Origin of the sequence: Streptomyces griseorubiginosus (assembly GCF_001514195.1) — a bacterium.
In the GTDB taxonomy this organism is placed as follows: Bacteria; Actinomycetota; Actinomycetes; order Streptomycetales; family Streptomycetaceae; genus Streptomyces; species Streptomyces griseorubiginosus.
On record NZ_KQ948751.1, the window covers coordinates 26,401 to 50,589 of the forward strand.

At 69.2% G+C, this 24,189-nt stretch carries 27 protein-coding genes; 19 read left to right on the plus strand and 8 right to left on the minus strand.

Annotated elements, in window-relative coordinates:
• Nucleotides 1-89 precede the first annotated feature (89 nt).
• The 3 genes from AQJ54_RS41830 to AQJ54_RS41840 all read right to left on the minus strand — a co-directional run bounded on the left by AQJ54_RS41830 (nucleotide 90) and on the right by AQJ54_RS41840 (nucleotide 2,413).
• A complete protein-coding gene (locus tag AQJ54_RS41830; RefSeq protein ID WP_062246758.1) occupies nucleotides 90-1,130 on the minus strand; it encodes a hypothetical protein in 1,041 nt (346 codons plus the stop codon).
• Nucleotides 1,131-1,519: 389 nt separating this feature from the next.
• On the minus strand, nucleotides 1,520-1,798 hold the full coding sequence (locus AQJ54_RS41835; RefSeq protein ID WP_062246840.1) for a helix-turn-helix domain-containing protein: 279 nt from the start codon (nucleotides 1,796-1,798) through the stop codon (nucleotides 1,520-1,522).
• 171 nt (nucleotides 1,799-1,969) lie between these two features.
• Nucleotides 1,970-2,413, minus strand: a complete 444-nt coding sequence (locus tag AQJ54_RS41840) for a GIY-YIG nuclease family protein (protein WP_062246760.1) — start codon at nucleotides 2,411-2,413, stop codon at nucleotides 1,970-1,972.
• Between the two features lie 98 nt (nucleotides 2,414-2,511).
• On the opposite strand from AQJ54_RS41840, the gene AQJ54_RS41845 reads away from it, so the two are divergent.
• Entirely contained in the window at nucleotides 2,512-3,159 is a 648-nt protein-coding gene (locus AQJ54_RS41845; protein ID WP_062246761.1) for an HAD family hydrolase, read from the plus strand.
• 4 nt (nucleotides 3,160-3,163) lie between these two features.
• Nucleotides 3,164-4,003 (plus strand): NAD(P)-dependent oxidoreductase, encoded by an 840-nt coding sequence (locus AQJ54_RS41850; protein ID WP_062246763.1) that lies wholly within the window; start codon nucleotides 3,164-3,166, stop codon nucleotides 4,001-4,003.
• Between the two features lie 7 nt (nucleotides 4,004-4,010).
• On the opposite strand, the gene AQJ54_RS41855 is transcribed toward AQJ54_RS41850, so the two are convergent.
• The 3 genes from AQJ54_RS41855 to AQJ54_RS41865 all read right to left on the minus strand — a co-directional run bounded on the left by AQJ54_RS41855 (nucleotide 4,011) and on the right by AQJ54_RS41865 (nucleotide 6,571).
• Nucleotides 4,011-4,580, minus strand: a complete 570-nt coding sequence (locus AQJ54_RS41855) for a phosphotransferase-like protein (protein ID WP_062246765.1) — start codon at nucleotides 4,578-4,580, stop codon at nucleotides 4,011-4,013.
• On the minus strand, nucleotides 4,577-5,608 hold the full coding sequence (locus tag AQJ54_RS41860) for an AAA family ATPase (RefSeq protein WP_062246767.1): 1,032 nt from the start codon (nucleotides 5,606-5,608) through the stop codon (nucleotides 4,577-4,579). The genes AQJ54_RS41855 and AQJ54_RS41860 overlap by 4 nt, the downstream gene beginning before the upstream one ends.
• Nucleotides 5,609-5,806: 198 nt before the next feature.
• Nucleotides 5,807-6,571: a GntR family transcriptional regulator gene (locus AQJ54_RS41865; RefSeq protein WP_062246769.1), complete on the minus strand. Its 765-nt coding sequence runs from the start codon at nucleotides 6,569-6,571 to the stop codon at nucleotides 5,807-5,809.
• Between the two features lie 469 nt (nucleotides 6,572-7,040).
• On the opposite strand from AQJ54_RS41865, the gene AQJ54_RS43085 reads away from it, so the two are divergent.
• The 12 genes from AQJ54_RS43085 to AQJ54_RS41920 all read left to right on the plus strand — a co-directional run bounded on the left by AQJ54_RS43085 (nucleotide 7,041) and on the right by AQJ54_RS41920 (nucleotide 17,483).
• Nucleotides 7,041-7,628: a hypothetical protein gene (locus AQJ54_RS43085; RefSeq protein ID WP_063806526.1), complete on the plus strand. Its 588-nt coding sequence runs from the start codon at nucleotides 7,041-7,043 to the stop codon at nucleotides 7,626-7,628.
• 106 nt (nucleotides 7,629-7,734) lie between these two features.
• Complete coding sequence (locus tag AQJ54_RS41875; protein WP_062246772.1) at nucleotides 7,735-8,004, plus strand: hypothetical protein; 270 nt, start codon at nucleotides 7,735-7,737, stop codon at nucleotides 8,002-8,004.
• Between the two features lie 124 nt (nucleotides 8,005-8,128).
• Nucleotides 8,129-8,284: a hypothetical protein gene (locus AQJ54_RS45960; protein ID WP_159055664.1), complete on the plus strand. Its 156-nt coding sequence runs from the start codon at nucleotides 8,129-8,131 to the stop codon at nucleotides 8,282-8,284.
• A 180-nt stretch (nucleotides 8,285-8,464) separates the two neighbouring features.
• The gene (locus tag AQJ54_RS41880) at nucleotides 8,465-8,884 is read left to right on the plus strand and encodes a hypothetical protein (protein ID WP_248845592.1); all 420 of its coding nucleotides are present in this window, start codon (nucleotides 8,465-8,467) and stop codon (nucleotides 8,882-8,884) included.
• Nucleotides 8,885-9,191: 307 nt separating this feature from the next.
• Entirely contained in the window at nucleotides 9,192-9,392 is a 201-nt protein-coding gene (locus tag AQJ54_RS41885; RefSeq protein ID WP_062246843.1) for a DUF5999 family protein, read from the plus strand.
• 126 nt (nucleotides 9,393-9,518) lie between these two features.
• Nucleotides 9,519-11,243, plus strand: coding sequence for a DUF2637 domain-containing protein (locus AQJ54_RS41890; protein ID WP_062246774.1), 1,725 nt, complete (start codon nucleotides 9,519-9,521; stop codon nucleotides 11,241-11,243).
• A 115-nt stretch (nucleotides 11,244-11,358) separates the two neighbouring features.
• The gene (locus AQJ54_RS41895; RefSeq protein ID WP_062246776.1) at nucleotides 11,359-11,838 is read left to right on the plus strand and encodes a hypothetical protein; all 480 of its coding nucleotides are present in this window, start codon (nucleotides 11,359-11,361) and stop codon (nucleotides 11,836-11,838) included.
• Nucleotides 11,835-12,143 carry a hypothetical protein gene (locus AQJ54_RS41900; protein WP_062246778.1) on the plus strand — a complete coding sequence of 103 codons (309 nt, stop codon included), beginning with the start codon at nucleotides 11,835-11,837 and terminating at the stop codon, nucleotides 12,141-12,143. Before AQJ54_RS41895 ends, AQJ54_RS41900 begins: the two co-directional genes overlap by 4 nt.
• Before the next feature lie 129 nt (nucleotides 12,144-12,272).
• The gene (locus AQJ54_RS41905) at nucleotides 12,273-14,543 is read left to right on the plus strand and encodes an ATP/GTP-binding protein (protein WP_248845593.1); all 2,271 of its coding nucleotides are present in this window, start codon (nucleotides 12,273-12,275) and stop codon (nucleotides 14,541-14,543) included.
• 18 nt (nucleotides 14,544-14,561) lie between these two features.
• Nucleotides 14,562-14,978 (plus strand): hypothetical protein, encoded by a 417-nt coding sequence (locus AQJ54_RS41910; protein ID WP_062246782.1) that lies wholly within the window; start codon nucleotides 14,562-14,564, stop codon nucleotides 14,976-14,978.
• 94 nt (nucleotides 14,979-15,072) lie between these two features.
• Nucleotides 15,073-17,205: a hypothetical protein gene (locus AQJ54_RS41915; RefSeq protein WP_062246784.1), complete on the plus strand. Its 2,133-nt coding sequence runs from the start codon at nucleotides 15,073-15,075 to the stop codon at nucleotides 17,203-17,205.
• An 89-nt stretch (nucleotides 17,206-17,294) separates the two neighbouring features.
• Complete coding sequence (locus AQJ54_RS41920; RefSeq protein WP_062246787.1) at nucleotides 17,295-17,483, plus strand: hypothetical protein; 189 nt, start codon at nucleotides 17,295-17,297, stop codon at nucleotides 17,481-17,483.
• Here the strand turns inward: AQJ54_RS41920 and AQJ54_RS46320 are convergent, their stop codons facing one another.
• The gene (locus tag AQJ54_RS46320) at nucleotides 17,484-17,645 is read right to left on the minus strand and encodes a hypothetical protein (protein ID WP_169808276.1); all 162 of its coding nucleotides are present in this window, start codon (nucleotides 17,643-17,645) and stop codon (nucleotides 17,484-17,486) included.
• 224 nt (nucleotides 17,646-17,869) lie between these two features.
• Between AQJ54_RS46320 and AQJ54_RS41925 the strand changes: the two genes are divergently transcribed.
• The 5 genes from AQJ54_RS41925 (at nucleotide 17,870) to AQJ54_RS41945 (ending at nucleotide 20,917) form a co-directional block, all read left to right on the plus strand.
• A complete protein-coding gene (locus AQJ54_RS41925; protein ID WP_062246789.1) occupies nucleotides 17,870-18,364 on the plus strand; it encodes a hypothetical protein in 495 nt (164 codons plus the stop codon).
• Between the two features lie 59 nt (nucleotides 18,365-18,423).
• Nucleotides 18,424-19,215, plus strand: coding sequence for a hypothetical protein (locus AQJ54_RS41930; RefSeq protein WP_062246791.1), 792 nt, complete (start codon nucleotides 18,424-18,426; stop codon nucleotides 19,213-19,215).
• Nucleotides 19,216-19,330: 115 nt separating this feature from the next.
• Complete coding sequence (locus AQJ54_RS41935; protein WP_062246793.1) at nucleotides 19,331-19,537, plus strand: hypothetical protein; 207 nt, start codon at nucleotides 19,331-19,333, stop codon at nucleotides 19,535-19,537.
• Between the two features lie 26 nt (nucleotides 19,538-19,563).
• On the plus strand, nucleotides 19,564-20,208 hold the full coding sequence (locus tag AQJ54_RS41940) for a DUF6919 domain-containing protein (protein ID WP_159055665.1): 645 nt from the start codon (nucleotides 19,564-19,566) through the stop codon (nucleotides 20,206-20,208).
• Nucleotides 20,209-20,482: 274 nt separating this feature from the next.
• Nucleotides 20,483-20,917 carry an RRQRL motif-containing zinc-binding protein gene (locus AQJ54_RS41945; RefSeq protein WP_062246798.1) on the plus strand — a complete coding sequence of 145 codons (435 nt, stop codon included), beginning with the start codon at nucleotides 20,483-20,485 and terminating at the stop codon, nucleotides 20,915-20,917.
• A gap of 12 nt (nucleotides 20,918-20,929) precedes the next feature.
• On the opposite strand, the gene AQJ54_RS41950 is transcribed toward AQJ54_RS41945, so the two are convergent.
• Complete coding sequence (locus AQJ54_RS41950) at nucleotides 20,930-24,139, minus strand: helix-turn-helix transcriptional regulator (RefSeq protein WP_063806527.1); 3,210 nt, start codon at nucleotides 24,137-24,139, stop codon at nucleotides 20,930-20,932.
• Nucleotides 24,140-24,189: the final 50 nt, after the last annotated feature.

Sequence of the window (24,189 nt, forward strand, 5' to 3'; positions counted from 1 at the left end):
GTGTGGATCGCTGAACTGCGATCTTCGGCCGAAAGGACATCTTCCCCAGCGGACATGGCTTCGGAGCTGTACGGGGCGTTCAGCATGTCTCACGCCCCTGCCAGAGCTACGCGGTCCGGGTGGCAGCTGGGGCACTTCTCACCCGAGCCCAGCTCTCCCAGAGTCCGAAACCGTGGATTAAGGCGTGCAGCCGGCGTGCCCTGACCGCATTCGCCACACCAGTCAGGCAGGCCGGGTCGCCTCGAGACCGAGACTTCAGACGGCAGCGGCGCAGTGGATCGCTCCACATGCTGAACAAGGTTGGACCAGCCGCGCGGTGCCATCTCCCGCACCCGGTCGCACAGCCACGCCTCAGGCAGACCCTGGGCCAGCAGCTCTACCGCCTGGCGCTCCAGCCTGGCCCGGGTTCCATTCATCACCGGTCGGCCGAGCGCCTCCGCGTACGCGGCGACAACGCGCTCTCCCGCGCTCTGCCCGACCTGCTCCCGCTGCTGAGGCAGTTCAGCCCTGCAAGGGCTGTGTTCGTCGAGCAGAGCCTCATCCTCTCTCTCTCCGTCCGGCGAGGTGTCCATCGGACCGTCAGCGTGCTCTGCGACAAGAGAGAGAGAAGAGGGAGAAATAGAAGGAAGGAGAAGGGGGTCGGAATCCGACCCTGCATCCCCGTCGGAACCCGACCGGGGGGGGGTCGGAATCCGACGGGGGGGGGTCGGAATCCGACGGGGGGAGGTCGGAATCCGACGGGGGGAGGGGTCGGAATCCGACGGGGGGTCTGACCTGCGATTTTCCTGTGGCACGTTGAAGGTCAGTTCCTCGACGAGCGTCGGCCCGTAGTCGGTGCGCGCACGCTTCATGCTCGCGAGCAAATCGAGGTTCACCCGGTACAGGTCCGCGATCCGGGCGCCGTTCTTCGGGCTGTACCGCTCGCTCGATGCCAGCAGGCCGCGCTGGATCAGCCGCTGCTTGTTCGACTTCGCGGCCGTCATCTTCATGTGGGACTCGTCCGCCAGCTGCTGCATCGAGGCGATCACGTAGCCCTTGGCGTCGGTGTGGTTGCAGCACGCCAGCAGAAACGCGCCCTCGCCCACGCTGAGCCCCTCGGCCTGGAAGACGAGGTTCATGTGCTGAATCACCGCCCCACCTCCGACACGGGGAGGCTGGCGACCAGAGCAGAGGGGTAGGCAGGCGACGCCAGATCGGGTTGGCCTACGCCAGTCCGCGCGGTGGGCGGACGGTAGAACAGGCGGTGCAACTGGGTCATCTCCCCAGGTAGGGGAGCCGCGACCAGTGGATGTGACCTATCAGGTTCCCGGAGTAGTGGCGTTGCGCAATCTGTAGCGCATACTCTGGGTATAGGTGACCACGCGGGCTTTCGGGCCCACGGGCATCACCCCCGGCGAGGTCACCTCACCGGATCACGACTCAGAGTTGGTAGCTCGGATGAGTCGGACTTGGAAGAGGCTCCTGTTGTGGCGACAGGGGCCTCTTCGCATTTACGGGGGTCTGGCGTGCATCTGTCTCCTCAGCCTGCCTCTTGCACCGGAGGCGCTGATGCTGCCTCCGGGTGCTTCTCAGCCCATCCTTTGAGCAGGCGCAAGTAGGCATCCCTATGCTTCCGGCGGGGCATGGAGTGGCCGTTCTCCCAGCGCAGGAAGGCCATCCGGTGCACGCCGAAGGCCTCGGCGACCTCTTCCTGCGTCAGACCAGACGCCTTACGGAGCCGGGCCCGAATCTCAGGCGGAGGAAGAACATCAGCAGGGCGGTTGAGTAGCGCGTCCACTGCCTCGATCAGGTCAGTCATCACTCCCCCTTCCACGTGTGATCCGAAACTGTACATGGACTGCTGCGTTCTGTGGTGCATTTGAGGCTCCGTCAGCGTTTCTCGCTGAGTCCGGCCACTGGGTCTCCAAGACGCTTCCAGCGACCACGCGACGGAAAAGCCACTGGCTACCCCGCTGCTCGCGAAGATGGGTCAGCTGTCGCACAGACATTTCCCAGCTTCCTTCCAGGTGGGGCACTCCCGCTCCACCCGCTCGTACACACTCGGAGGGTCGTCCGGCATCCACTGCGACATCTCCTCAACGGAGACGTGGTCGTAGCGCAACTCGTGCACAGGCCGTCGGTGCCCAGTGCGCTCGTCTTCCTCTACCTGCGCGACCTTCACGAACGGGCTCACGGCGGTCACCGGGTCCGGGCCGAGGTCGAACCACTCGCCGTGACGGCGCTTGTCGGCGAACCGGCGGTGAAGGTCGGCCTCAACGATGGGGCCACCCTCGAAGAATGCGAGCACCTGGAGGCGCACAGGCGATCCCGTCTGCAAGTGGCGGAGACGCCGCTCCGGGTTGTCGGTCCAACCGATCTTCACGAGTGAAGAGTCGGGCGAGCCGATCAGATAGACCCGGTCCTTGCTAGTCACGGGTCACCTCGCAATTCGCGAAGGTGAGTCACGAAAGCGATTCTTACCGAGCTCGACCATTGGGTCACACCAAGATCCTCCGCGTTAGGGTCAACGGCATGCGTCTCGCTCTGTTCGACTTGGACGGCACCCTGGTTGATCGGCGCGCTGCTTTCGAAGACGCGGTAGGCAGCCTCGTGAACGACCACGCCTACGGCCCCGAGATCGAAAACTGGCTGCTCACCGAGTTGGCCGATCGCGCAGACCGCAGCGATTTCGATCGCCTGCGTACCGTCTTCTCCCTCAACGAGCCGGCCAACCATCTGTGGCGCGCCTACGTCGACCGGATGGCCGCCTCCGTCTCGTGCCATCCCGGTGTCCTCGCAGCCCTTGGCGAACTTCGGGCTGCGGGCTGGACGATCGGCATCGTCACCAACGGGGCCTCCGACATCCAGCGTGCCAAAATCGCCGCAACCGGCATCAGCGACCTGGTCGACGGCGTCGCTGTCTCCGGCGACCTCGAAATCCGTAAGCCTGATCGCCGACTCTTCGAACTCGCGGCCGCACGCTGCGGCCTGACCCTCGCCACGGGCGGCTGGATGATCGGCGATAACCCGGTCGCGGACATCGGCGGCGGCCAACAGGCAGGCCTGCACACCCTCTGGCTGCGCGGCCGTCCGTGGCCCAACGGACTTGCCGCCGCTGACCACGCCGTCGACGACGCAGTCGGTGCGATCACCATCTTGCTCAACACGACCTTGGAGTAGAACCGTGGACCAGCCCACCGTCGGCATCCTCCACCCCGGCAGCATGGGCGCCGCCGTCGCCGCGTGCGCCGCGGCCAACTCCACCGCAGTCCTGTGGAGTACGGCCGGGCGCAGCCCGGCCAGCAGGGCCCGGGCCGAACGGTTCGGCTTGGAGCCGGTGCCCACGCTGCACGAGCTGCTGGAACGCTGCGACGTGGTGCTCAGCCTGTGCCCGCCGGCCGCAGCCGAGGACCTGGCCCGCGAAGTGGCCGGGCACCAGTACGCAGGCTTGTACGTTGAGGCCAACGCGATCAACGCGGAACGTGCCATACGCATCGCCGGCCTGCTCGGACCGGAGGCGACCGTCGTCGACGGAGGCGTCGTCGGCTCCCCGCCGGTGAAGGGCAAGACGCCGACGCTGTACCTGTCCGGGCCGGCCGCCGCGACCGCGCGCATCGAGGCGCTCTTCGCGGGCACCGCGGTCCGCACGAAGGTGCTGGGAACGGACCTCGGGCAGGCGTCCGCGCTGAAGCTCTCGTACGGCGCCTTCCAGAAGACCAGCCGCGTCCTCGTGGCCTTATCGGTCGCGTTGGCGCGTGAGCACGGCGTGGACCAGGAGCTCGCCGACATCGCCTCCCTGCGCACCGACTCGTACCTCTCCGAGACCGAGTACATCGCCAAGACCGCGGCGCGCGCCTGGCGGTGGGGCCCGGAACTGGAAGAGGCCGCCGACATGCTCGCGGCCGCCAGCTTTCCCCCGGAGCTGCTGCGGGCGGCCGCGTCGACGCTGGCGCGGTGGCACGACGCCAAGGACGACAGCGAGCTCACGCTCACCGACGCCCTCGACCGGCTCGCCCATCCATAGCCCGCGGTCATGCTCGCGCCGTTCCCGCCCGCTGCACCAGCAGCTGGTCGATGAGCCGCGCCGCCTCCTGCGGCGACGTTGCCGCGGTGTCCACCTTGAGGTCCCAGACCATTTCCGGATGCGTGTCCAGGTCCTCGCGGGTGGCGGCCCACGCTGCCAGACGCGCCGCGATGTCGCTGTCGCCCCGGCTCTCGGACCGCAGCGCGGTTACGTTCTGGGGGCACCACAGCAGCACCACCGTCCAGTCGGCCGTGTAGCCGTCGACCAGGGCGCGGACGCCGTCGACCTGCCCGAGGTGCACGACCGGCACCCCGGCCTCGAAAGCCGCATCCAGACCGGGGCGGTCGATGACGTAGGTGTTCCCGTACCGGGAGTTCGCGTAGACGATGTCGCCGGCGGCCTCCAGCGCGAGCAACTGCTCGGCCGTGCCCATGCGGTAGCCAGCCGACTTGCCGGAACCGACCTTGAGCCGGGCGAACTGCCCGAAGCGCGCGTCGAGATCGGCCAGCGCCCGGGTGACCGTGTCCTTGCCTGCGGCTGGCGGGCCGTACAGGATCACGCCCTGCCCCTGCTTCACCCGGCCACCGCCCCGATGGCCTGACGGGCCTGGTCCGCCAGCGAGATCGCGGCGCCCATCCTGTTGTCCACCACCAGATGGGGCACCACCGGACGCAGATTCACGTCGACGGTGGCCACGTACTCCTCCCACCGCTCCAGCTTCCACGCGTCCCGGGCCGCGCCGCGATGGCTGATGTACTCGTGCATCGACTCCACGTCGCACCGCACCCAGATCGGCGCCACCTCGACACCGTGCGACGCGCACTTGTTGATCAGTCGCTCCATCCACTGCTTGTCCGTGAGCTCCGCGATGAAAGGGGCGGTCACCACGGCAGAGATGCCGCACGCCACATGGGAGTAGACAGCCTGCATCAGGGCGGCGTACTCAGCCGGCCTGACCTTCGTGCGGTACAGGTCCGTGTGCCGGTCGTGGGCCTGCGATCCCAGCGCGGTCAGCAGCGGCTCCACCAGCGGCCGGGTCAACGGGTCCTTATCCACCAGCGGCCAGCCCGTCAGCTGCGTCAGGAACCGGGCGAACTCCGTTTTCCCCGATCCCGCGTACCCGCCCACCAGCACCACGCACGGCCGGTGCGGGTCCCCGCCGGTACGGCGCCGCTTCCACGCCTCCATCACCCGCTGCTGCCAGCTGTAGCTGTCGAACCCGTCACCGTCCGCGATCCGGGTCAACGCGCGCTCGACGGCGATGACATGAAGGCCATTGCGCTGCTCTGGCAGCGGGCTGACCTCGAACTTCGTCTCTTCTCCCGGCAGGGCCGGGCGGAAGCCCAGTGAGGGCTCCGTAGCCCGGTACAGCAAGCAGTACGCCCGCCGGTACGGCGGACCGGGATAGCTCTCACCGGTCTCGTGCTGGCTCAACGTCTGCGGATTCGCGGCCGGCACATCCTTCAGGCCAGCCTGCTCGGCAACCAAACGGAGCTGCTCACCGGCTTCCTCCAGTGTCAGCCCGTGAGCCTCACGGTGCTCCCGCAGCTTGTCCGGGCGCCACCCAGCGCGCTTGCCCACCCCGTGGTCCTCCGTCTTCACCATGATCCGGAGCCTAGGCGCGGGCCCCGAAAACCCGTGTGTACCTACTCGTTGAAAACGCGTTGAGGAACTCGTTCACCGAAGTGACGAGCTCATCGTGATGTTCCTCAGCGCCCCCGCCAGGTGTGATGGCCACCACACAACGCGGATCGCTCGGAGGGCAGCGCAGTGGCGGTTAGAACCTGGCCAGACGCATCGGTGTCAGGCATCGAATTCGTAGTCCAGCACGTACGCCGCCGTGTCCAGGGTCATCTCGTTGACCTCCACTGCTCTCCCCGCGGCATCAAAGGCTGTCCGGGCCAGCTTGATCACAGCCCTGTCGGTCGGGATGGACAGTCGAGCGGCCTCTTCGGAAGTGGGCAGTCGCACCCGGATCTCCTCGCGGAAGCGCGTGGGAGCGTGCCCGAGGTCGGACAGCCGAGCGTAGATCCCGCCGGGGCCAGTATCGGCTTGAACGATGGGAGACCCTGCGACCAGTTCCTGGGGAAGGTAGGACGCGGCGAGCATGACCGGCCGTCCCTCCATCACGTACCGCCGACTGCGTACACAGGCCTGTTCGCCCGACGCCAAGGCGAGCACGTTTCTGATGTGCTCAGGAGGAGTCGTGTTCTCCTGCACGCTGATCTGATCGACGTCTGGCGCACGGTGATCGTCCGCAGCCCAGATCGATTTTCCGCTCCCCCACTGCTCACTAGCCAGTCGGGGGATTCCACGACGCCTGATGGGCTGGACCGAAAGGACACGGGCGCCCGCACCCTTCTTGCTCTCGACGAGCCCCTCGGTACTCAGAAGCTTGAGGGCCCTTCGCGCAGTGAGACTGGCAACGCCATATTGCGAGGCCAGCGCGTTTTCGCCCGGCAACCGTTCACCAGGCCTGAAGCCGTCCTCTCCGCGCTCGATCGCTGCCTTCAGGTCGTCAGCAATCTGCTGGACCTTCGTGCGCTGCTGGCGTGCCTCATCCGTCATTTGTCTCCCTACCTCGGTAGCGATCCTAGGACTGCTTGCTACCGAGGGACCGTGAGGGGCGCATTGATCGCGTCGGGAACGCCCCCATGGTACATCGTTAACGTACTCCTTGACATCGGTACCGAGGAAAGCTCTACTAGACCTCGGTAACGAGGTTCGTTGCTGCCGGGTCCTTACGGATCCGGCTCCCCCACTCGGAACCGCCCCGCGGCGACGGATGAGGGAGCCGGAACGTCGGCCCTCTACCAGCAAAACAGCAGGAGTCACCGCCTCTTCGGAAGCGGCGGCAGTGGGGTTGAGCCCGCGCTCCCCCGGCCGTGGCACCTGTACCGCATATCGAGCACTGCAGAACGACCTTGAACAGCGCGTTTGCTGCGTTGTCTGTCCGCCAGGACAACCCGGTCGAAAGGCCGGCCTGGCGTGGCAGAGAGAGCAGCGCCCGCCTCCACTGTCAGAAGGAGATATCGAGATGGCGAACCGGAAGCGTCCCGGTCGGATCCGTACGAAGCGCAACAACCGGCGCGAGCCGCTTCTGCTGAGCACACTGGCACCGGAGGACTTCAATGTCCGTCCCGGCGAGGCGAAGTCGATCGCTTGCCCGGACTGCAGGACCTGGCGCCGGATCATGGGGAACACCGACCTCAAAATCCGCGAACACGGCGTCCCCAGTCACGTGCCCGGAGACGTAGAGCGCGCTACTTGCCCCGGCAGTAACCAGATCGTGGTCATCGACATCGACGTCCGACGCTGGCAGGCCCGGCAGGATCGCCTGCTGAGGGACGCGATGCCACAGGAAATCCGCCGCTCGGCTCGGCAGCACTACAAGCCGATCCCCGCGCCGGCTCCTGCCCTGGTGCAGATCGCTGCGAAGTCCTCCACGGCGGAGCCGGCCGACAGTCGGCCGCTGTGGCTGCTGCGGGAGATGAAGTGGGCCTCGACGGCGTCCGCGGTGAGCGAGACCGACACCCGGCGCGCGCAGCTGCCTTCCGGTGATGCCCCGCTGGGCAGCCCCGCAGTGCCGCTGACGACGCTGCACCCTCGGCTCCGCGAGCGCTGAGCGACCCGACGAACGACCACGGCCCTGGCCGACCCGACGTCATTGGGTCGGCCAGGGCCGTGGCTGCTCGTACGAACAGCCACGGCCAAGCACCAGGAGAACCGACATGACGAACACCCTGGTCAACGTCCACGACATCGACTGGGACCTGAACTGGACCCCCAACGGCGAGCCCCGCACGCCCTGGGACCAGATCACGACCGAGGACGCCGACGACCACCTCGTCTCCTCCCGCGAGATGGGCGAGACGGTCTGTGAGCAGGAGTACCTCACCGCCGACCGCGACGGCCAGCCGCTGCGGATCGTCCTGCTGAAGGTAGCCCCTGAGGCCCACGCGTCCGAGGACTTGGGCGTGGTCTACGAGTACACGCTCTGACCTCCTCTTCCAACAGCCGCATCCTGCACTGCCCGTCGGCGACCGGCCGCGCTTCACCGCGGTCTGGTCGGCGGCGGAGTGCGCAGGACGCACGCCCCGATCGATCCACGAGCAGGAGGACTTGATGGACAAGGTCGACGAGATGCTCGCCCGGGCCGCGCAGGAGAGGCAGGAGCTGGAGGAGATGAACGCGCGGTACGAGGCCATGGACCACGAGGAATACGTGGAGTTCATGACCGAGATGGACGCCCGCGACGCCGCACGCGGCGACCAGGCCTGACCCCGCAGCCTGCGCTGCCCGCCGCCGACCGGCCTCGCTTCACCGCGGGGCTGGCCGGCGGCGGAGTGCGCAGGACGCACTCCCCGCCGATCCCGGCGGGGCCATGCACGCGACGAACCCCCAGGGATTGCGCCCCTGGGGGTTCTTGTCGCAGGTCACCCGGTGAAAGGAACGACCTGCATGACCATCATGACTGATGCCCCGGTGGCGGACTCCCGCCCGCCCCTGCCGAAGCGGCCCATTCCGCACGAGCGGGTCCCGGACAGGCCCACACCGTCCAACCCCCGGCCCCACTCCGAGCACCTCGTGGCCGACCCGCTGATGACGGAGGCCCTGCGCCGGGTCGTTGAGCTGGAGATCGGCCCCCGCAGGGTGGGGGCGCTCTACCGCAACGTCGACGGCGTCTTCGAGGTGTTGGCCGTCATCCGCGACCCGGAACGGGCTCGCTCTCTGCTCAATCGCCGCAGCGCGCGGTGGGCGCTGATCGTCAAGGACGTCACCCGCGCCGGCGGCGAGCCGTTCGCGATCGGCTCCGTGTGGACGACCTCGGACTACCTGGTACGTGAGGCCGGGGCCCGCCTGAGCGAGGCCTTCGCATGAGGCGCCGCCTGGCACGGTTACGCCACCACCTGTGTCGCAACAGCGGCCAATGCAGCGTCTGTTCGGGCTGGTTCGACAACTGGCCCGGCGGCGTCTGCGGGGCCTGCCAGGCCAACGGCAACTGAAGGCCATCCCCCCAGCCCGACACCGCCACCTCTGTCGGCTGCCTGACCCGCCCGGGTCGGCCCCGCCCCCGTCGGCGGCCGGTCCGGGCGGCGTCCAGGGGAGCCGCGCAGCCGCGCACCCTTCGCTCTCACCCGCTTGGAGGTTCCTGATGCGCATCCCGACCCGCCGCCAGCCGCGCTCGCTGTGCCTGCACACCCCGGCGTGCCCGACCGCCGACAGTCCCGACCGTGAGGCCGCCCGCGTGGTGGCCGCCCACCCGGAGCAGGGCTGGTCGCTGCTGTGCAACGGCGTCCTGCTCTTCGACGACACCGGCGAACTGCTCCCGGATGGCCGCACTGTGGCCCCGCACCGCGGCGCCTCCGTCCTCGCCCCGAGCAGGTAGAGCCGGTGCCGGGTTCGTGAGCATCCGACCGCGCCGACTGCCGTTTCGGGAGCGCGCCGCCGCGTTTCGGGAGCGGCCCCCCGCCGTTTCGCGCCCGCCCTGAACGACCCCTTCCGGAGGCCCCTCATGAGCATCACCGACTGGCCGCGCACCGCGGCCGAACCCGACCCCGAGATGGCTTCACCGGCCGCCGTTTCGGGAACACCTCAGCCGGTTTCGCGGACATCCGGCACCGTTTCGGACGCGCCGGAGTTCGTTTCGGAGCTGGAAAGCGGAACCGGAACGGACACCTCCCCGGCGAAGCTCACCGGCACCCAGAAGTGGACGGCTGGAGCGATCGTCGTCGCCGCGCTCGCCCTCGCGGGCATCGGCCTGTACCTGTCCTTCGAGCACGTCGCGGACTTCGCCTTCAAGGAGCTGCGCTTCGGCTCGCTGGGCAAGGGCCAGCTGTTCGCGGTCGGCGTCGACGTCGGCATCATGGTGATGATCGCCGTCGACCTGCTGATGGCCTGGCTCAAGCGCCCCATCAGCTGGATTCGCTACCCGGTGTGGCTGCTGACGGCCGCGACGGTCGTCCTCAACGCCGCGTCCGGCGCCCCGGAAGGGGCCTGGAAGCTGCTCGACTACGTTGCCGCCGGCGCCCATGGCGTCGTGCCGGTCCTCTTCATCATGGTGGTGGAGCTGGGCCGCACCTCGATCGACCGCGTTGTCCGGCCTGAACAGGACGAACGCGACTCGATCCCGTTGCTGCGGTGGATCCTCGCCCCGGTCGCGACCGCCCGGATCTTCCGCCGGATGCGGCTGTGGGGCGTCACCTCCTACCCGGAGATGATCCGCCGCGACCAGCAGCTCATCGCCTACGAGCAGTGGCTCAAGCGCAAGTACGAGGGCGACATCTCTAAGGCGTCCGAGGATGAGCTGCTGCCGATGAAGATGGCCCCCTACGGCTACACCGTCGACCAGGCCCTGGCCATGCCCGATGAGCAGGAACAGGCAGCTCAGGAGCGTGAGGAGGAAGCCGAGCGCCGCCGCCTGGACGCGGAGACGCGCAGCGAGGTCGCCAAGGCGGCCTCCGAAGCCGAGCGGCTGCGCGCCAAGGGCAAGGTGGAGGCGGTCCGTGCGGAGGTCGACGGCCAGACCGGCCAGGCCCGCGCCCACGCCCGAGCCCAGGTCAGCGCCGCAGAGCGGGCCGCTGAGCTGGAGGAAGCGGCACTGGAGACGGCAGTCATCGCCGAAGCCCGCGCCCGTGAGGCGGAGGCGGAGCGCAAGGAGGCCCAGGAGCGCGAGGCGAAGGCCGAAGCGGACCTTCGTACGGCGGAACTGGAGCGCCAGGCAGCCGAGAAGCGGAAGGAGGCGGCGGAGGCCGACCGGGTCGCCGCGGCGGAGGCACAGGCGATCGAGACCCAGGCCATCGCCGAAGCCCGTAAGGCTGCTGCCGAAGCGAACCGGCGTGCTGCCGAAACGGAGAGGGACGCTGCCGAAACGCGGCGGGCCGCTGCCGAAGCCGACCGCAAGACGGCTGAGGCGGTGCGCCTTCAGGAGGTCGCTCTGGCCGATGCCGCGCGCGTCATGAAGGAGGCTGCCGAAGCTGAGCGGGCTGCTGCCGAAACGCGGCGGGCCGCTGCTGAAATCGAGCGGCGTGCCGTCGAAGCCGAGGACGCCGCGAAGCTCAAGCCGCGTGAGCGGGCGGTCCGCAAGGTCGCCCGGATGATCCTCGCGGCCGCCGGCGGCAACGCCAACATGCTGCCGCTCGCCGACATCCAGCACGAGCTGGCGGTCACCTCCCCCGGCACTGCCTCCGAGTACCGCCAGGAGGCAGCCGAGCTGCTCGCCGGCGGCTACCGCCCCTGATTCACCGTCCGGCACACATCGGTGAGGGCCAGCCCGCGGGATTCGGGCTGGCCCTCGCTGCGACTGCCGGAAGCAGTCGACAGCCCCATCAGTACACCAGGAGGGAATTCCCGCCGTGAACAGCAACAACGACCCGAATTACGCACCTCTGCGCGACGTCGCGCAGAGCCCGGAGGCAACTGCCCGGTACCTGGCCGACGTTCAGCGGGTCCTGCTGGACATCGGCAAGAACCTGGAGACCCTCGCGATCGAGACCCGCGTGCACCTGCGCGGCACGAACGTGGAGGGCGACCGCTGGTACCACGCCAGGCTGCGCGCGATGCCCGTAGAAAAGGCCCTCGGGAACGTGCTCAAGAACCTGGACAACCTCACCGAGGGCCTGGAAAAGAGCGCCTATAAGCGCCGCGCCCACGACGAGACCGTGGTGAATACGGCCAAGGAAAGGAAGGAAAAAGAGCTGGAAAGGCAGCGGAAGAAGAACCCGCAAATGCTCCAGGCCGCACCCAGCCAGGCACAGCACGGTGCGCAGAGCCTGAGTTCCGGCTATAGTGTTCCCGCGTCGATTTACGACCTGGGTAACAGGGAGTCGGCGTGACGCGCCCCCTCAGCAGCATCGAACGCTCCATTCAAGGGCGGAACAGCTGGCTGCAGGACGAAGAGCGCAAGGCGATCGAAAGTCGCGGAGAAATCGGCCGGATGGAATTCTGGCTCCGCGTTACTCGGTCCGAAATCACAAGGGAAGTCAAAGCCGGTCGCGGTGATGTCCTCACCGCATTCACGCTGGTCTGTCGCCTCTTCAAGCTGGTGCTGGAGAAGCGGCAGGCAGGCGATCCGCGGTTGTTCGACCACCTCATGCAGTACGCGGACACCGTCCTGACACAGCACGGCCCGCGTAACTGAGCGTCACCCACGAAGGCCCCGCCGGGCTCCGGCGGGGCCTCGCGCGCGTAAAGCGTGCACACGTGCACGTGCACACGCGTGCACACGAGACCCCACTGTCTGTCAAGTCCCCCTGGAGGGAGGTCCACCGTGTCCGACGAGTCCGACGACGCGGGCGGTGGAACCCTGGTCCACGGCCCGTGGAGCGGTGATTCCACCTACACGCTGCCGCCGATCCCGGATTTCATCGACACCATTCCGCCGCCGGAAGAAATTCCGGAGGCTCCCCCGGAGAGGCCGGAGGAGACCACGATGGAACTGCCGCCGATTCCGGCTGTTCCGGACCCGGCGGCAGCGCTGCGCTCCGACGGGATTACGGCGCCCGAAACCGGAGAAGATGACGGCGAATACGAGGAAGGCGAATACGTCCAGCCTCGTTCCCTCGCTGACCGTCTCGGTGACTGGCTCGAATTCCGGCTGGAAAGGGCGCGGGCCAATCACGAAAGCGAAGCGCCTTTCCGTGAGGCTGAAATAGCTCGGAAGGCCGCGCTGCTGGAGGGCCGTACCGCGCAGGAAGTCGCGATGATGGAGCAGAACGGAAAGCTCCACACCGCGATGATGAAAGCCAAGGGCGACAAAGCGGCGGCGCGGTCAAAAGCTGACGCCGACCGCATGAAGTCGCCCAGCTCCGGCCTGGGGACGGACAAGGGCCGTTCGAAGGCCGGCGGTGGCGGCGGGTCCTCGCGCGGCGGGGGCGGCAGCAGTGGCGGCGGTGGATCCCGCACCAACTCGGGTCCCGGCTCCAAGGGGACCGGGTCGCGCGGCACCAACTCCGGTGCCAGCGCCGGGCGTTCGGGCTCCGGATCAGCCGGGGCCAGCACAGGCGCCAAGGGCGGCACGAAGGGCTCCCCAGCGGGCTCTGGCGGCCGTACCGGCGGTTCCGGGCGGAACGGGGCCTCCGTGGGCTCGAAAGGCTCCCAGACGGGCTCTGGCGGCTTTGGCCGTGGCGGCTCGAAGGGCGATGGCAGCGGCCAAGGCCCGGCCTCCAACGCTCGCGCGGAGCGGGCCCGCGGACGCCAGGAGCGCGCCGGGGCCCGGCAGACAGCGCGGCAGGAGCGGCGCAGCGCCGGGCACACCGCCGGCATCGCCGACCGGTCCAAGGACCGTGAACAGGCCCGCGCCAACCGGCAGCAGAACTGGGAGGACCGCCGCGCGAAGCGGCAGGAGCGGGGCGAGGCGCGGAAGGCGAAGCGGGAAGCCGCGGCGTCGGCCGACTCGGGCCGCACCACGTTGGGCCAGGCCGTCGCGGAGGAAGCCCAGCGCCGCTTTGACAAACGCCGCACCGACGCGAAGGCCGCTGCGGACACGAAGGACGCCAAGGAGGGCGCGGCCACCAAGGCCGGCGCGGAGAAGGTGAGCCTGACCAAGGACAAGGACTCCCAGGCCAAGGGCACCGACGGTAAGGGCAAGGAGGACGCCAAGAAGGGCCCGGACGGGGCCTCCAGCGACACAAAGGACGCCCCGACAGATGAGTCGCGCAGGGACTCCAAGGCTGGTGACGGGCCGTCTGATGGCTCGAAGAAGCGGCGCCGGTTCCGGCGTCGGCGCACCGGCAGCGGAACCGGAAAGGCCGGTCGGTGGGGCCGCACGGGTCGTGCGGGTCGTGCAGGGCGGCGGCGCGGCTGGGCGTGGGATGGGGTCAAGGACCCCGACCCGACGGTGGAGTGGGCCGACGGCCGTCCGAACCAACCCAAGCCGAAGCCGGAGAACAGCGAAGACATCCCGGACGCGGTGATCGTCGACGACGAAGCCGACCCGTTCGGCTGGTACGCCGCCCGCCGTCCCGGCCTGCCCCGCGCGCCCAGGCAACCACGCGTCAGGCGGGGGGTCATCAAGCGCCCCGGCACCAGTCGGCCGGACCCGGCTGACGCATCCGACCAGAGCGATCAGCCCGTGGCCGGTCGAACGGCAACCAGCACCGAAGGGAGCAGCGTGAGCAGCGCGGAGGTCAGCAGGCCGTCCGGGCAGGGTGGTCTGGCCACCCAGCACCGGACAGACATCACGTTCGACGAGTACCTGATGGAGATGGCGAAGATCGCCGTCACGGCAGCCTCTCACCAGGAGCGCGCGGAAGCGCTCGAGGAAGCTCTCGGCAAAGTCGCCGATGCCCTGCGGGACATGGCCACCGACCTGGCCGACGACCACAACATCGACAGCCGTGTTACCGACCAGATCCTCGATCTGTCCGAGGCCGCGGGGCGCATGAAGATCCAGGCTCAGCGCTGCGCTCAGGAGTGCAGCTTTGCCAAGGAGGCCGCCCGGCTCGCGGCCACGATGGTCGCGCGCATCTACGGCCGGGACATGGACGCCAAGGAAGACGCGGGGCTGAAGCACACGTCGGCCGCCGCCCACCACGATTAGCCCTGGGAGAAGCCGATCATGAGCGATCTCGTACCGCACACCGGCGGCGTGGCCTCCGTGCCGGCCGACGACGACAACCGCTACAAGGCCGTCCAGGCCAAGCTCAGCAAACTCGGGGCGGCGATGGACGACGCGGTCCTCGAACTGGAGGCACTGCGCCGTGACATGAAGGCCAACGCCGCCCGCACGCTGACCGTGGCCGGCGACATCGAACACGCCGACCTCGACCCCCTGTTCGTCGTGGCCACCAACGAGGTATCCGTCGCCTTGGGCGGCGCCGCCATCGAGGTGAAGAACCTCAACGACACCGCAGAAGAGGTCGTCGGCCTCACCCACCAGGCCAAGCGCACCCACTCCAAGCTCTACGGCGCGCTGGACGACATCCGCTCGAACCGGCGCGCGAAGACTCCCAGGCCAGGCTTCTTCAACCGCTGACCCCACTCCCCCACCCCACCCCACCCCACCCCGCCACGGGCGGCCCCGCGATACACCGCGGGGCCGCCCGTCCCGTTTGCCGAAGGAGTAGCTGGTGACCACGCCGCGCAGTGTCGCGCTCGAGCGCCTCGCCTACACCCTCGCCGCGCCTGTGCTGGCCGTGGCCCCGAACGTCTACCCCGACAGCCCCGTCAACCAGGTCGTGCAGCTGGCCGGCGCGGCCGGGATCGGTGGCATCTTCCTGGCTGCCAGGAGCGATGAGCCCGGCGCCGGACGCAAGATCCTGCGCTGGTCCCCGCTGGTCCTGGCCGCCGCCGTCGACGTCGCCGCCGGACACACTCCCGGCTGGGGCCCGTGGTGGCTGGACGGGCTGCTCGCCGCCGGATGGGCGGCGGCTGGATCCTTCGTGCTGCCGTTCTCCCGGCACACCCGCCGCCGTCACCGCCCCGCCGCCGTGGCCCCGGCCCGGCAGCCGCAGGTTGCCGAAGCTGCGGAGCCGTCCCCGGCCGTGCCGGACGATGGCGCGGACCTGCTCACCCGCGAGGTGCGGCTGATGTGGGAGAACGCCGGGATGCCCGGCCGCACGCACGTCGTCAAGGCCACACGGCACCCCGGCATGCGGCACGACATGACGATCCTGCTGCGCGCCTCGGAGCCCGGACGGCCGATCACCGGCCTGTCGGAGGCCGCGGTCGCCGCCCCGTTCGCTGTGCCTTCCAGTGACGTCGTCCTGGCGGAGGTCGCCATCCAGCCCGGCCGCCAGGGCGGTCCCGGCTGGATGGAGGCCCACATCACCCCCGACGCCAACCAGCGCCGCCGCCAGGCCCCCACCGACCAGGAGCGCTGGACGGACAAGGTCGGCTCGCCCAAGGGCGGTGCCCCCGGCTCGGTGCTGGTGCACAAGACCCGCGACGACGAACGCGGGGTGACCTTCTACCGGGCGAAGATGGCGGACTCCACCGAGACCCCGCGCATCGACCTGGCCAAGGTCTGCCGCGCACTGAAGCTCCCCGAGGACGACTCCTGCGTGTTCGTCCTCATCGACGGAGCCGAGTTCCTGATCAGCGCGTTCGATGAGCCGCCGCTGTCGCAGATCTTCTCCGCGACCCGTGAGCTGCTCACCCCGGACGCCAAGGGCATGTATGTGTGCGGGTTCACCATCACCGGCCAGCCGGTGAAGACGATGGTGTACCAGCACGACAAGAACGCCCCGGCCCACGGCCTCACGCTCGGGGTGTCCCGGTCGGGCAAGACGCAGTTCTTCGCGATCCACATGGCCGCCCAGTCCCTGGACGGACAGGTGGTGTGGCTGGGCACCGTCCGCAAGGACGAGAAGACCACCGTGCTCGGTCGGTACATCGACCGGCAGGGCTCGAACGCGCTGTGGATGGCCCGTTCGCTGCGGGCGGCGAAGGCGCTGTGCGAGATCCGCGCCGATATGCCGTGGCCGCACGACGGCCAGCCGCACGACTACAAGCCGGGCGACCCGCGCTGCCCGTACCGGCAGCTCAACGTCTACGGCGATGAGTTCATGACCGCGGCGCAGGACGCGGACTTCGGCGAGTTCATCCAGAAGGACGGTGAGGACCTCACGGTCACCGGCCTGAAGTACGGCATCGGCTTCAACCCGGCCGGCCAGTCGCCGTTCGCGCACAACGGATTCTCCACCGAGATGAAGGACAACCTGCGGCAGAACTCGAGGCCGGTCATCTTCAACATGGGCTCGCCCGGCGCCACCCGCAAGGCGGCGGAGGGCACCATGGAGAACGCCTACGACGTGCCGACCATCCCGGCCCGCTACTCCCGCAGCGAGGGTTCCGCGATCGAGCGGGCCATGCGCGGCGAGGCCGACCCGGAGAACGGCGTCTCCACGGGCGGTGTCGCGGTCATCGTCCTCGACAACGGCCGCGCCGTGCTCATGCGGTCGCTGTACGCGGACTTCGACACCGACCTGTCCGAGCTGTTCCCCGACGAGGTCAACCGGCTCACCGACCACGAGATCGCGGAGCTGGAGAAGCGCGGCCTGTGGTTCGACTGGAACGAGCCCGTGCGGCCCGGCGAGTTCTGGCCCGAGCCAGACGAGGACGACGACGGCGACAGCCGGTCCCGCCGCCGCGGCGGCGGAGGCGGCAAGGGCGGCGGCAAACGCAGTTCCACCAGCCGCTCCGAGCAGGTCACCTCACCCCGCCAGGCGCTGGAGGCCATCAAGAGCCTCAACAACGCCTGACCGATCCTCTACGCCACATCCATCCCGGGGCCGGTTTGCCCGAGCGCGGCCGGCCCCACCTCGTCTCTCACGAAGGAGGACCACCCGCCGTGGCCCTTTCCGTCTCCGCCGCCGTACTGCTGGGCATCATCGTGTTCGTCCTGCTCAAGGGCGGCTACGTCCGCGTCGGCTCCGCGCTGGCCTGCACGCTGTTCGGCTTCACCCTCGCCGCCACCGGCCTGGCCCCGGTCATCACCAGCGGCCTGGCCTCGTTCGCCGGCCTGATCTCCAGCCTCTGACTACGCCTCGGTCCACGGCGGGTCGGGCGTGTAGTTGAGCCCCTCGCAGAAGCGGCAGTCCCACTCCGAGGGGATCTCCCACTTGTCGACCCAGAAGCCGACCTGCTTGCCCACGAAGTAGTTGTCGCCCCCGCACCATCCGCAATCGAAGACGAACTCCACCAGATCCCCTTCCCCGCGCCTGATGGTTCGAGGATGCCCGGGGCGCAGGTGCGGTGACTACCCACCCGCCAGCCTCAACTCACCTGCTGCACAACGCCGAAGGGCGCCGCCGGACACGACTCCGGCGACGCCCTTCGCCGTTGCGCGCGGCCACTTCCCCACACGCCCTCCCGGCCATCACGGCCAGGAGGGCGCGCCCCTTCCCGCGTGATCGGAGAACCCCCATGGACCCCCTGAACACCACCCAACCCGGCATGCCCGAGTCCGAGGCCGCGGCCGAAGCCCGCCGCCTGATCGACGAATGGGCGAGCAAGCCCGTACGCCACCACCCCACCTCGTTCCGCGACGACACCGAGCCCCCGGCCTTCGGCACCACCCCGCCCGTGCGGCAGGAGGACCACCGGATCGTCCCGGCCTGGGCGGCCGGGATCGCCGTCGCGAGCATCGGCGTCGGCGCCGGCGTCACCGGCATCGGCTGCGGCGCCTGGCTCGTGCTCCAGGGCCTGGCCTCCGTCACGTTGAACAGCGTCCTCATGGTCACCCTGCCGTTCGCGGGCCTGGCCATGGCCGCCACCGCCATCGGCGGCGCGATCAGCAAGGCCCGAGCGGCCGTCACCAAGAACGTCTACGAGGGTCCGGTCACCCACCACACCGAGATCCACAACAACAGCACCACGCGCGGGGCGTTCTTCGCCCGCACCCGCAACGAGATCTACTGACCGGCCCCGGCCAGCCCCGCACCGCCCACCCTCCCCCTCACCGAAGGAGCAGCTACGCCATGCCCAGCAACGACAAGCCGGTCAACGGCCAGGACAACCCGTCCTTCCTCGACGTGCTCAACCAGATGCCGCCCGCACCGCCGGTCCCCGAGCTGGACGGCAAGCACGGCAGCGGACGGTTCGCGCGGGTGCGCGCCGCGTGGAAGACGTCCTGGGAGGAAGGCGGCTTCTTCTACCAGCGGTGGGAGGAGGTCTTCCAGGCCCGGCACGCCAGCCGACACGAGATCGCCAACTGGATCAAGGCGATCGCACTGTTCGGCGCTCTCAGCCTCATCGTGATGATGATGAACGCCGCCCGCGACATCGCCTCCGCCACGCTCAAGGGCCTGTCCGACATCCCGGCCACCAGCGCCAGCGACGGCAGCGGCCTCTGGGGCACCGTCGACCACCCCATCCGGGTCTTCCTCGCCGACCAGGCCGCGCACCTGTCCGTCGCCCCGGCCGCCCTGTACGCGTTCTGGCAGCTCACCGGCCTGCTCGGTCTGGTCGGCGGGTTCTTCGGCAACGCCGGCGCCCGCATTGCTTGGCTGCTGTTCGGGATCGGCAGCCTCGCGATGATCTGGTCCGCCGCCCCGGCCGGAGGCCGCGCAGCTGCTACCGGGCTCGCCGCCCTCATGTGGGCGCTGGCCAGCATGCTCGCCCTGCGCGGCCTGACCCTGCGGCCCATCGTCCACAACCACCCGCCGCAGTACCAGTTCAACCCCGCGCTCCACCTACACGCCACCATCCCCGCCCCCAGCCCGGCGGGCGATGACCTCGGTCCCGACAACATCCACCAGCTCCAGCGCTGACCTGACGCTCTGCCTGGCCCTCGCTCACCCCGCCCCGGGGTCGGCGAGGACCGGACAGGCCGCCCGGCCGCACGCACCACCGTCCCTGTCCCCACCGCACACAAGGAGATCCGCCATGCCGAACAAGACCCCAACGTCGGTGCAGGGCTGGTTCATCCCCGCGCAGGTCGCCGCCGCGGCCAAGAAGAAGCTGTCGTTACCGGCGCGCATCGCGCTGGGGGCCGTGGCGCTTCTCGCGATCGTGCTCGGCTCCCACACGAGCGCGGACGGTCAGCCCGCCACCCCCTCCCCGAGCCCGTCGGCCACGACGGCCGGGCGGTGACCTCCGTGGACCTCACACTCCCGTGGATGAGCCGCGCCGACCGGCGCCGCTGGCGGTCCGCCCGGACCATCAGCGACCTCGGTGAGCTGATGGCCCTCTGGCTGGAGGGAAAGATCGCGTCCCGCCTCGGCTACCAGCCGCGCTACGGGCCCGACGATGAGACCGCGCACCTGGTGCCCACCCTCGCCGCCCTGTGCCGGGCCGGATACGTCACCACTCAGTCGCAGCCCGGACTCGTCGGCACCAGCATGGACGGCCTGTGGTGGGAACAGCGCGCCGCCCTCGAGCTGGTGGTCACAGACCCGACCCTGTTCCACCGCCTGGTCGACGCCGCGTACGCGGCCGATCTGATCGTCCGGATCAACGACTACCGCCCCGACGGCGGCGTCCAGGAGCAGCCCGTCGTCGTCACCACCTGCGACGGCGAGGCCATGACCGCGTTCGGCGGCCGCATCTCCCGCGCGGACATGGCCATTCAGTGGCCCGGCCTGGACCGCGACCTCTACCGCGCGGTCAGCACCGGCACGTACGTCTCGATCATCGCCCCCGAGTACGGGGGCGCCGGCGAATGGATGTGGGTTGTCCTCGACTTCCTCACCGGCCAGCGCCGCCACGACCCGGCCGACCCGTGGGCGAGCAGCACCCCGCCCACCCGCCCCGCCCGCGGCTGACGTTCATCCAGCTCCGGTCGCTCCGCCTGGTCCTCGCCCACCCGCTCCGGCGCGGTGAGCGAGCACCGGACAGGCCAACCGGCCGCCAGCACCATCCCGCGCCTTGCCGACGCACCTCGCGCCGGCGGGGCGCGCTGCTTGCCGCCCACCGACGTCTGGAGGAACAGCCCGTGCTCATCCCCCGACCGCGCCGCCGGATCGGCAGGCCCCGCCCGCAGCGGCCCGGCCCCCGCTACCCGCGCCCCGCACCCCTGCCTGGCGCCTGGAGGCAGTGATGGGCGCCCCGCAGCACGAGGACATCGACCTGGTCGACGTCGACCCCTACGACCCCGGTGACGGCTCGATACCGGTCCTCCGGTGGAAGCAGGCCGGATACGAAAACCTGGCCACCCGCCGGCAGTTACGGGAGATGGGGCTGCGGCCCGGCGGCCAGCAGCCCGTTGCCCGCATCGAGTGCCGTCGCGGCCGGCGCATCGCCTACCTGTACCGGATCGACCTGGCGAAGCCAAAGCGGCCGATGACGCTCGCCAAGGAGCTCGCGCTCGACAAGGCGATGGCCGCACGGCAAACCTGCCCCCTCTGCGGCCGCCGCTACCACCACTGCCTTCCGCTCAAAACCCTTGGCAGCTGCCTGGAGTGCCATGACGGCACCCCCGCTGATCCCTCCAGCTACGTCATCGCCGCGGCCGCGCACCGGCTGGCTGCCTGAACTCAAAGAGTCCTAGCTGTGATCGCGCCAGTGGGCAAGGTTGTGTCGAAGGACCCAGAGGTGCGGATGATCCTCTCCCAGAGCCTGTGTCATCCGATCCAGCAGTTGCGTGGTTGCGGTAATGGCTCCTGCCGCATCCCCTGCACGACCTTGCCAGTAGGCGAAGCTGCCCCAGGCAGCGAAAGTGTGAGGATGACTCTCCCCGATGGTTCGTCGGCGAGCAGCAAGAAGTTGCGCATACGCGTCGGCAGCTCCGGCCGCGTCGCCCGCCTTCCCCTTCCATCCGGCGAGGTTGTGGCGGGTGGCGAGGGTGTCGGGGTGGTCGGGACCTAGTACGCGGAGGCGGTCGTCCAGGAGGTCGGCGAAGGCTTCGGCAGCTCCGGCCGCGTCGCCCGCCTCTCCCTTCCATCCGGCGAGGTTGTGGCGGGTGGCGAGGGTGTCGGGGTGGTCGGGACCTAGTACGCGGAGGCGGTCGTCCAGGAGGTCGGCGAAGGCTTCGGCAGCTCCGGCCGCGTCGCCCGCCTTTCCGTTCCAAAACGCGAGGTTGTGGCGAGTTTTGAGGGTTTCGGGATGGTCAGGGCCCAGTACACCGCTGCGGTCGCTCAGGAGGTTGGCGAGGGTTTGGGCGGCTCCGGCCGCGTCGCCGGCTTCTCCCCTCTGGATGGCGAGGTTGTTCCAAGCTTTGAGGGTGTCAGGATGGGCAGGGCCCAGCACACGGAGGCAGTCCTCCAGCAGGTCGGCGAAGGTTTGGGTGGCACCGGCCGTATCTCCCGTCGTGCTCTTCCAGGTGGCGAGGTTGTTGCGGGTGGCGAGGGTGTCGGGATGGTTAGGGCCCAATACCCGCAGGCAGTCCTCCAGGAGGTCGGCGTATGCTTCGGCGGCTCCGGCCGGATCGCCCATCTTCCCCTTCCATCCGGCGAGGTTGTTGCGGGTTCTGAGGGTGTCGGGATGGTCGGGTCCAAATACCCGGACCATGTGATCCAGAAGGCCGGCGAGGGCTTGGGCGGCTCCGGCGGCATCGCCCGCCTCCCCTTTTGAATGCGCGAGGTTGTTCCAGGTTGTGAGGGTGTCGGGGTGGTCTGGGCCAAGGACCCGGACCATGTCCTCTAGGAGGTCGGCGAGGGCTTGGGCGGCTCCGGCGGCATCGCCCGCCTCTCCCCTCCAAACGGCGAGGCTACCTCGGGTCCTGAGGATGTCGCGATGGTCAGGGTCTAGTACCCGGAGGCGGTTGGTGAGGAGGTCGGCGTACGCTTGGGCGGCTCCGGCTGCGTCGCCCGCCTCTCCCCTCCAACTGGCTAGGTTGTGGCGGACTTTGAGGGTTTCGCCATGGTCGGGGCCAAGTACTCGGACCGCGTCGTCCAAGAGGTCGGCGTACGCTTGGGCGGCTCCGGCTGCGTCGCCCGCTTCTCCCTTCCATCTGGCGAGGTTGTTACGGGTGGCGAGAGTGCCGGGATGATCGGAGCCCAGGTGACAACGGGCCGTTTCAAAAAAGTGCTGGTAGTAGTCGTGAGCAGCGGTGACCTGGCCTGCGGCTCCGAGGCTGGTACCGGTGCGGTACAGCACAGGGTGCGCGAACGGCCGATACAGATCGGTTTCTGAGTGTGCTGCGAGAGCGGTGGTGTTGGCGCGCAGGGCTTGGGCGAGTCGGGTGTCGCGTTCGATGTCGGGCCAGGCGAAGATCAGTGAGTCGGCTGCAGCGTGGGCGGTCTCGTGGCGTTGCGCGGGGTTGAGGGCGTCGCGGACGGCGTGTTGGAGAAGCTGGTGGACACGTACGGCGGTTACGGGTGTGTCGGGCGTGTAGGTGAGGAGGCTGAGTCGGCGCAGGGCGCTGATCGCCCGTTCCACCTCCGCTGCCAAAACCGGTTCTGCCTCGCCTGAGTCGGCCCCGTTCTTAGCTCGTAGCTGGTTGTCGGACTGGCATGTGCGGTTGTAGGCGAGGTAGGTGCGGGCGGGCTCGCTGGTCAGGACGGTGGCGGGAATTCCGTACGGATCGAGGTAGGCGGCGAGTTGGAGGAGGGGGCGTGCGAGCCCTTCGGGTCTGAGCGTGTCGGCGTGGTCGATGGACAGTTCCCACGCGGCGGCGACGGTATGGGGTTGCTGGTCGGGCAGCAGGTCGGGGGCAAGGTCGCGCAGCTCAGTCGCCCGGTCGGCGAGGGCCTGCCGGTAAGCATCGACGGTGCTGCTGGTATCGGCTAGGTAGGCGGCCGCCTGCGACAGAGCGAGTGGCAGGTGCCCGAGGTCCGCGGCCAGCGCTGCAAGGACCTCATCTCGTTCAGTTCGTTCGTACGCGGCGAGCGCTTCGGATAGGTAGGCGATGGCCTGCTCGGGGGTGAACAGGCCGACCTGCAGGCGGTTTCGGCCGGGCCCGGCGAGGGCTGCATCCTGGCGGCGAGTGGTGATCAGGGTGCGCCCATGGGGGCTCGCCGGCGGCCACAGGCCGTCCATGTCCTTGGGGAGGGTGAGGTCGTCCAAAACCACCAGCCATCGCAGTGGTGCAGCCGACCGTTTCGGGGCGAGCCACGCCAGGAAAGCGTTGGCGGCCTGGTCCGGATCCTCCAAACTGCTCGCGCAGAGTTCACGGCCAGCCTGTGCGAGGCGGTCGATGATCGCGGACCGTTCGGTGGCGGTTACCCACACCACCACGTCCACCGTCCCGGCAGCGAGCACCGTGCGGGCGTAGTCGGCGGCTATCTGGGACTTGCCAACGCCCCCCAAACCAACGAGCGCGCCCCCTGCGGGGATCCCCCCCGCTGACCGGCCCTCGAGGATGGCAGTACCGCCGCCCTCCAACATGGCCTGCAACTGATCGGCCTCCGCACGGTGTTGGAAAGCCAGGGCGGCCGGAGGGATCGGCCCGACCAGCCGTGGCTCAGGCCTTGGGCCGCTCTCGAACACGTCGCTCGGTCCGCTGCCGGTTTCATCCGCGTGGTCCAGAGGCCCGAGCGGCAGTGCTTCATCGGTCGCGTCTGCACTGCCCGCAGCCACATCACGGAGATCGAGCAGATTTTGGACGTCGAGTCTCAGCACGGTGGCAAGCGCGGTGACCGTGTCCATGCTCGGGATCGGCCCGTCAGCACGAAAGAACTGCTGCACCGTCGTCCGGGAAACCTTCACCCGCCCCTGAGCCGTGCGCTCAGCCAACGCCGTCTTGCTCAGACCGACCGTGACCCTGGCTCGGTCGACCGTCTTACGCAACTCTGCCAAAGCCTCTTCACGCGTCATACCCGTGTCCCCCGCGTCGTGCTACCGCCGTCCCAGCGCCGTGGTGTGTT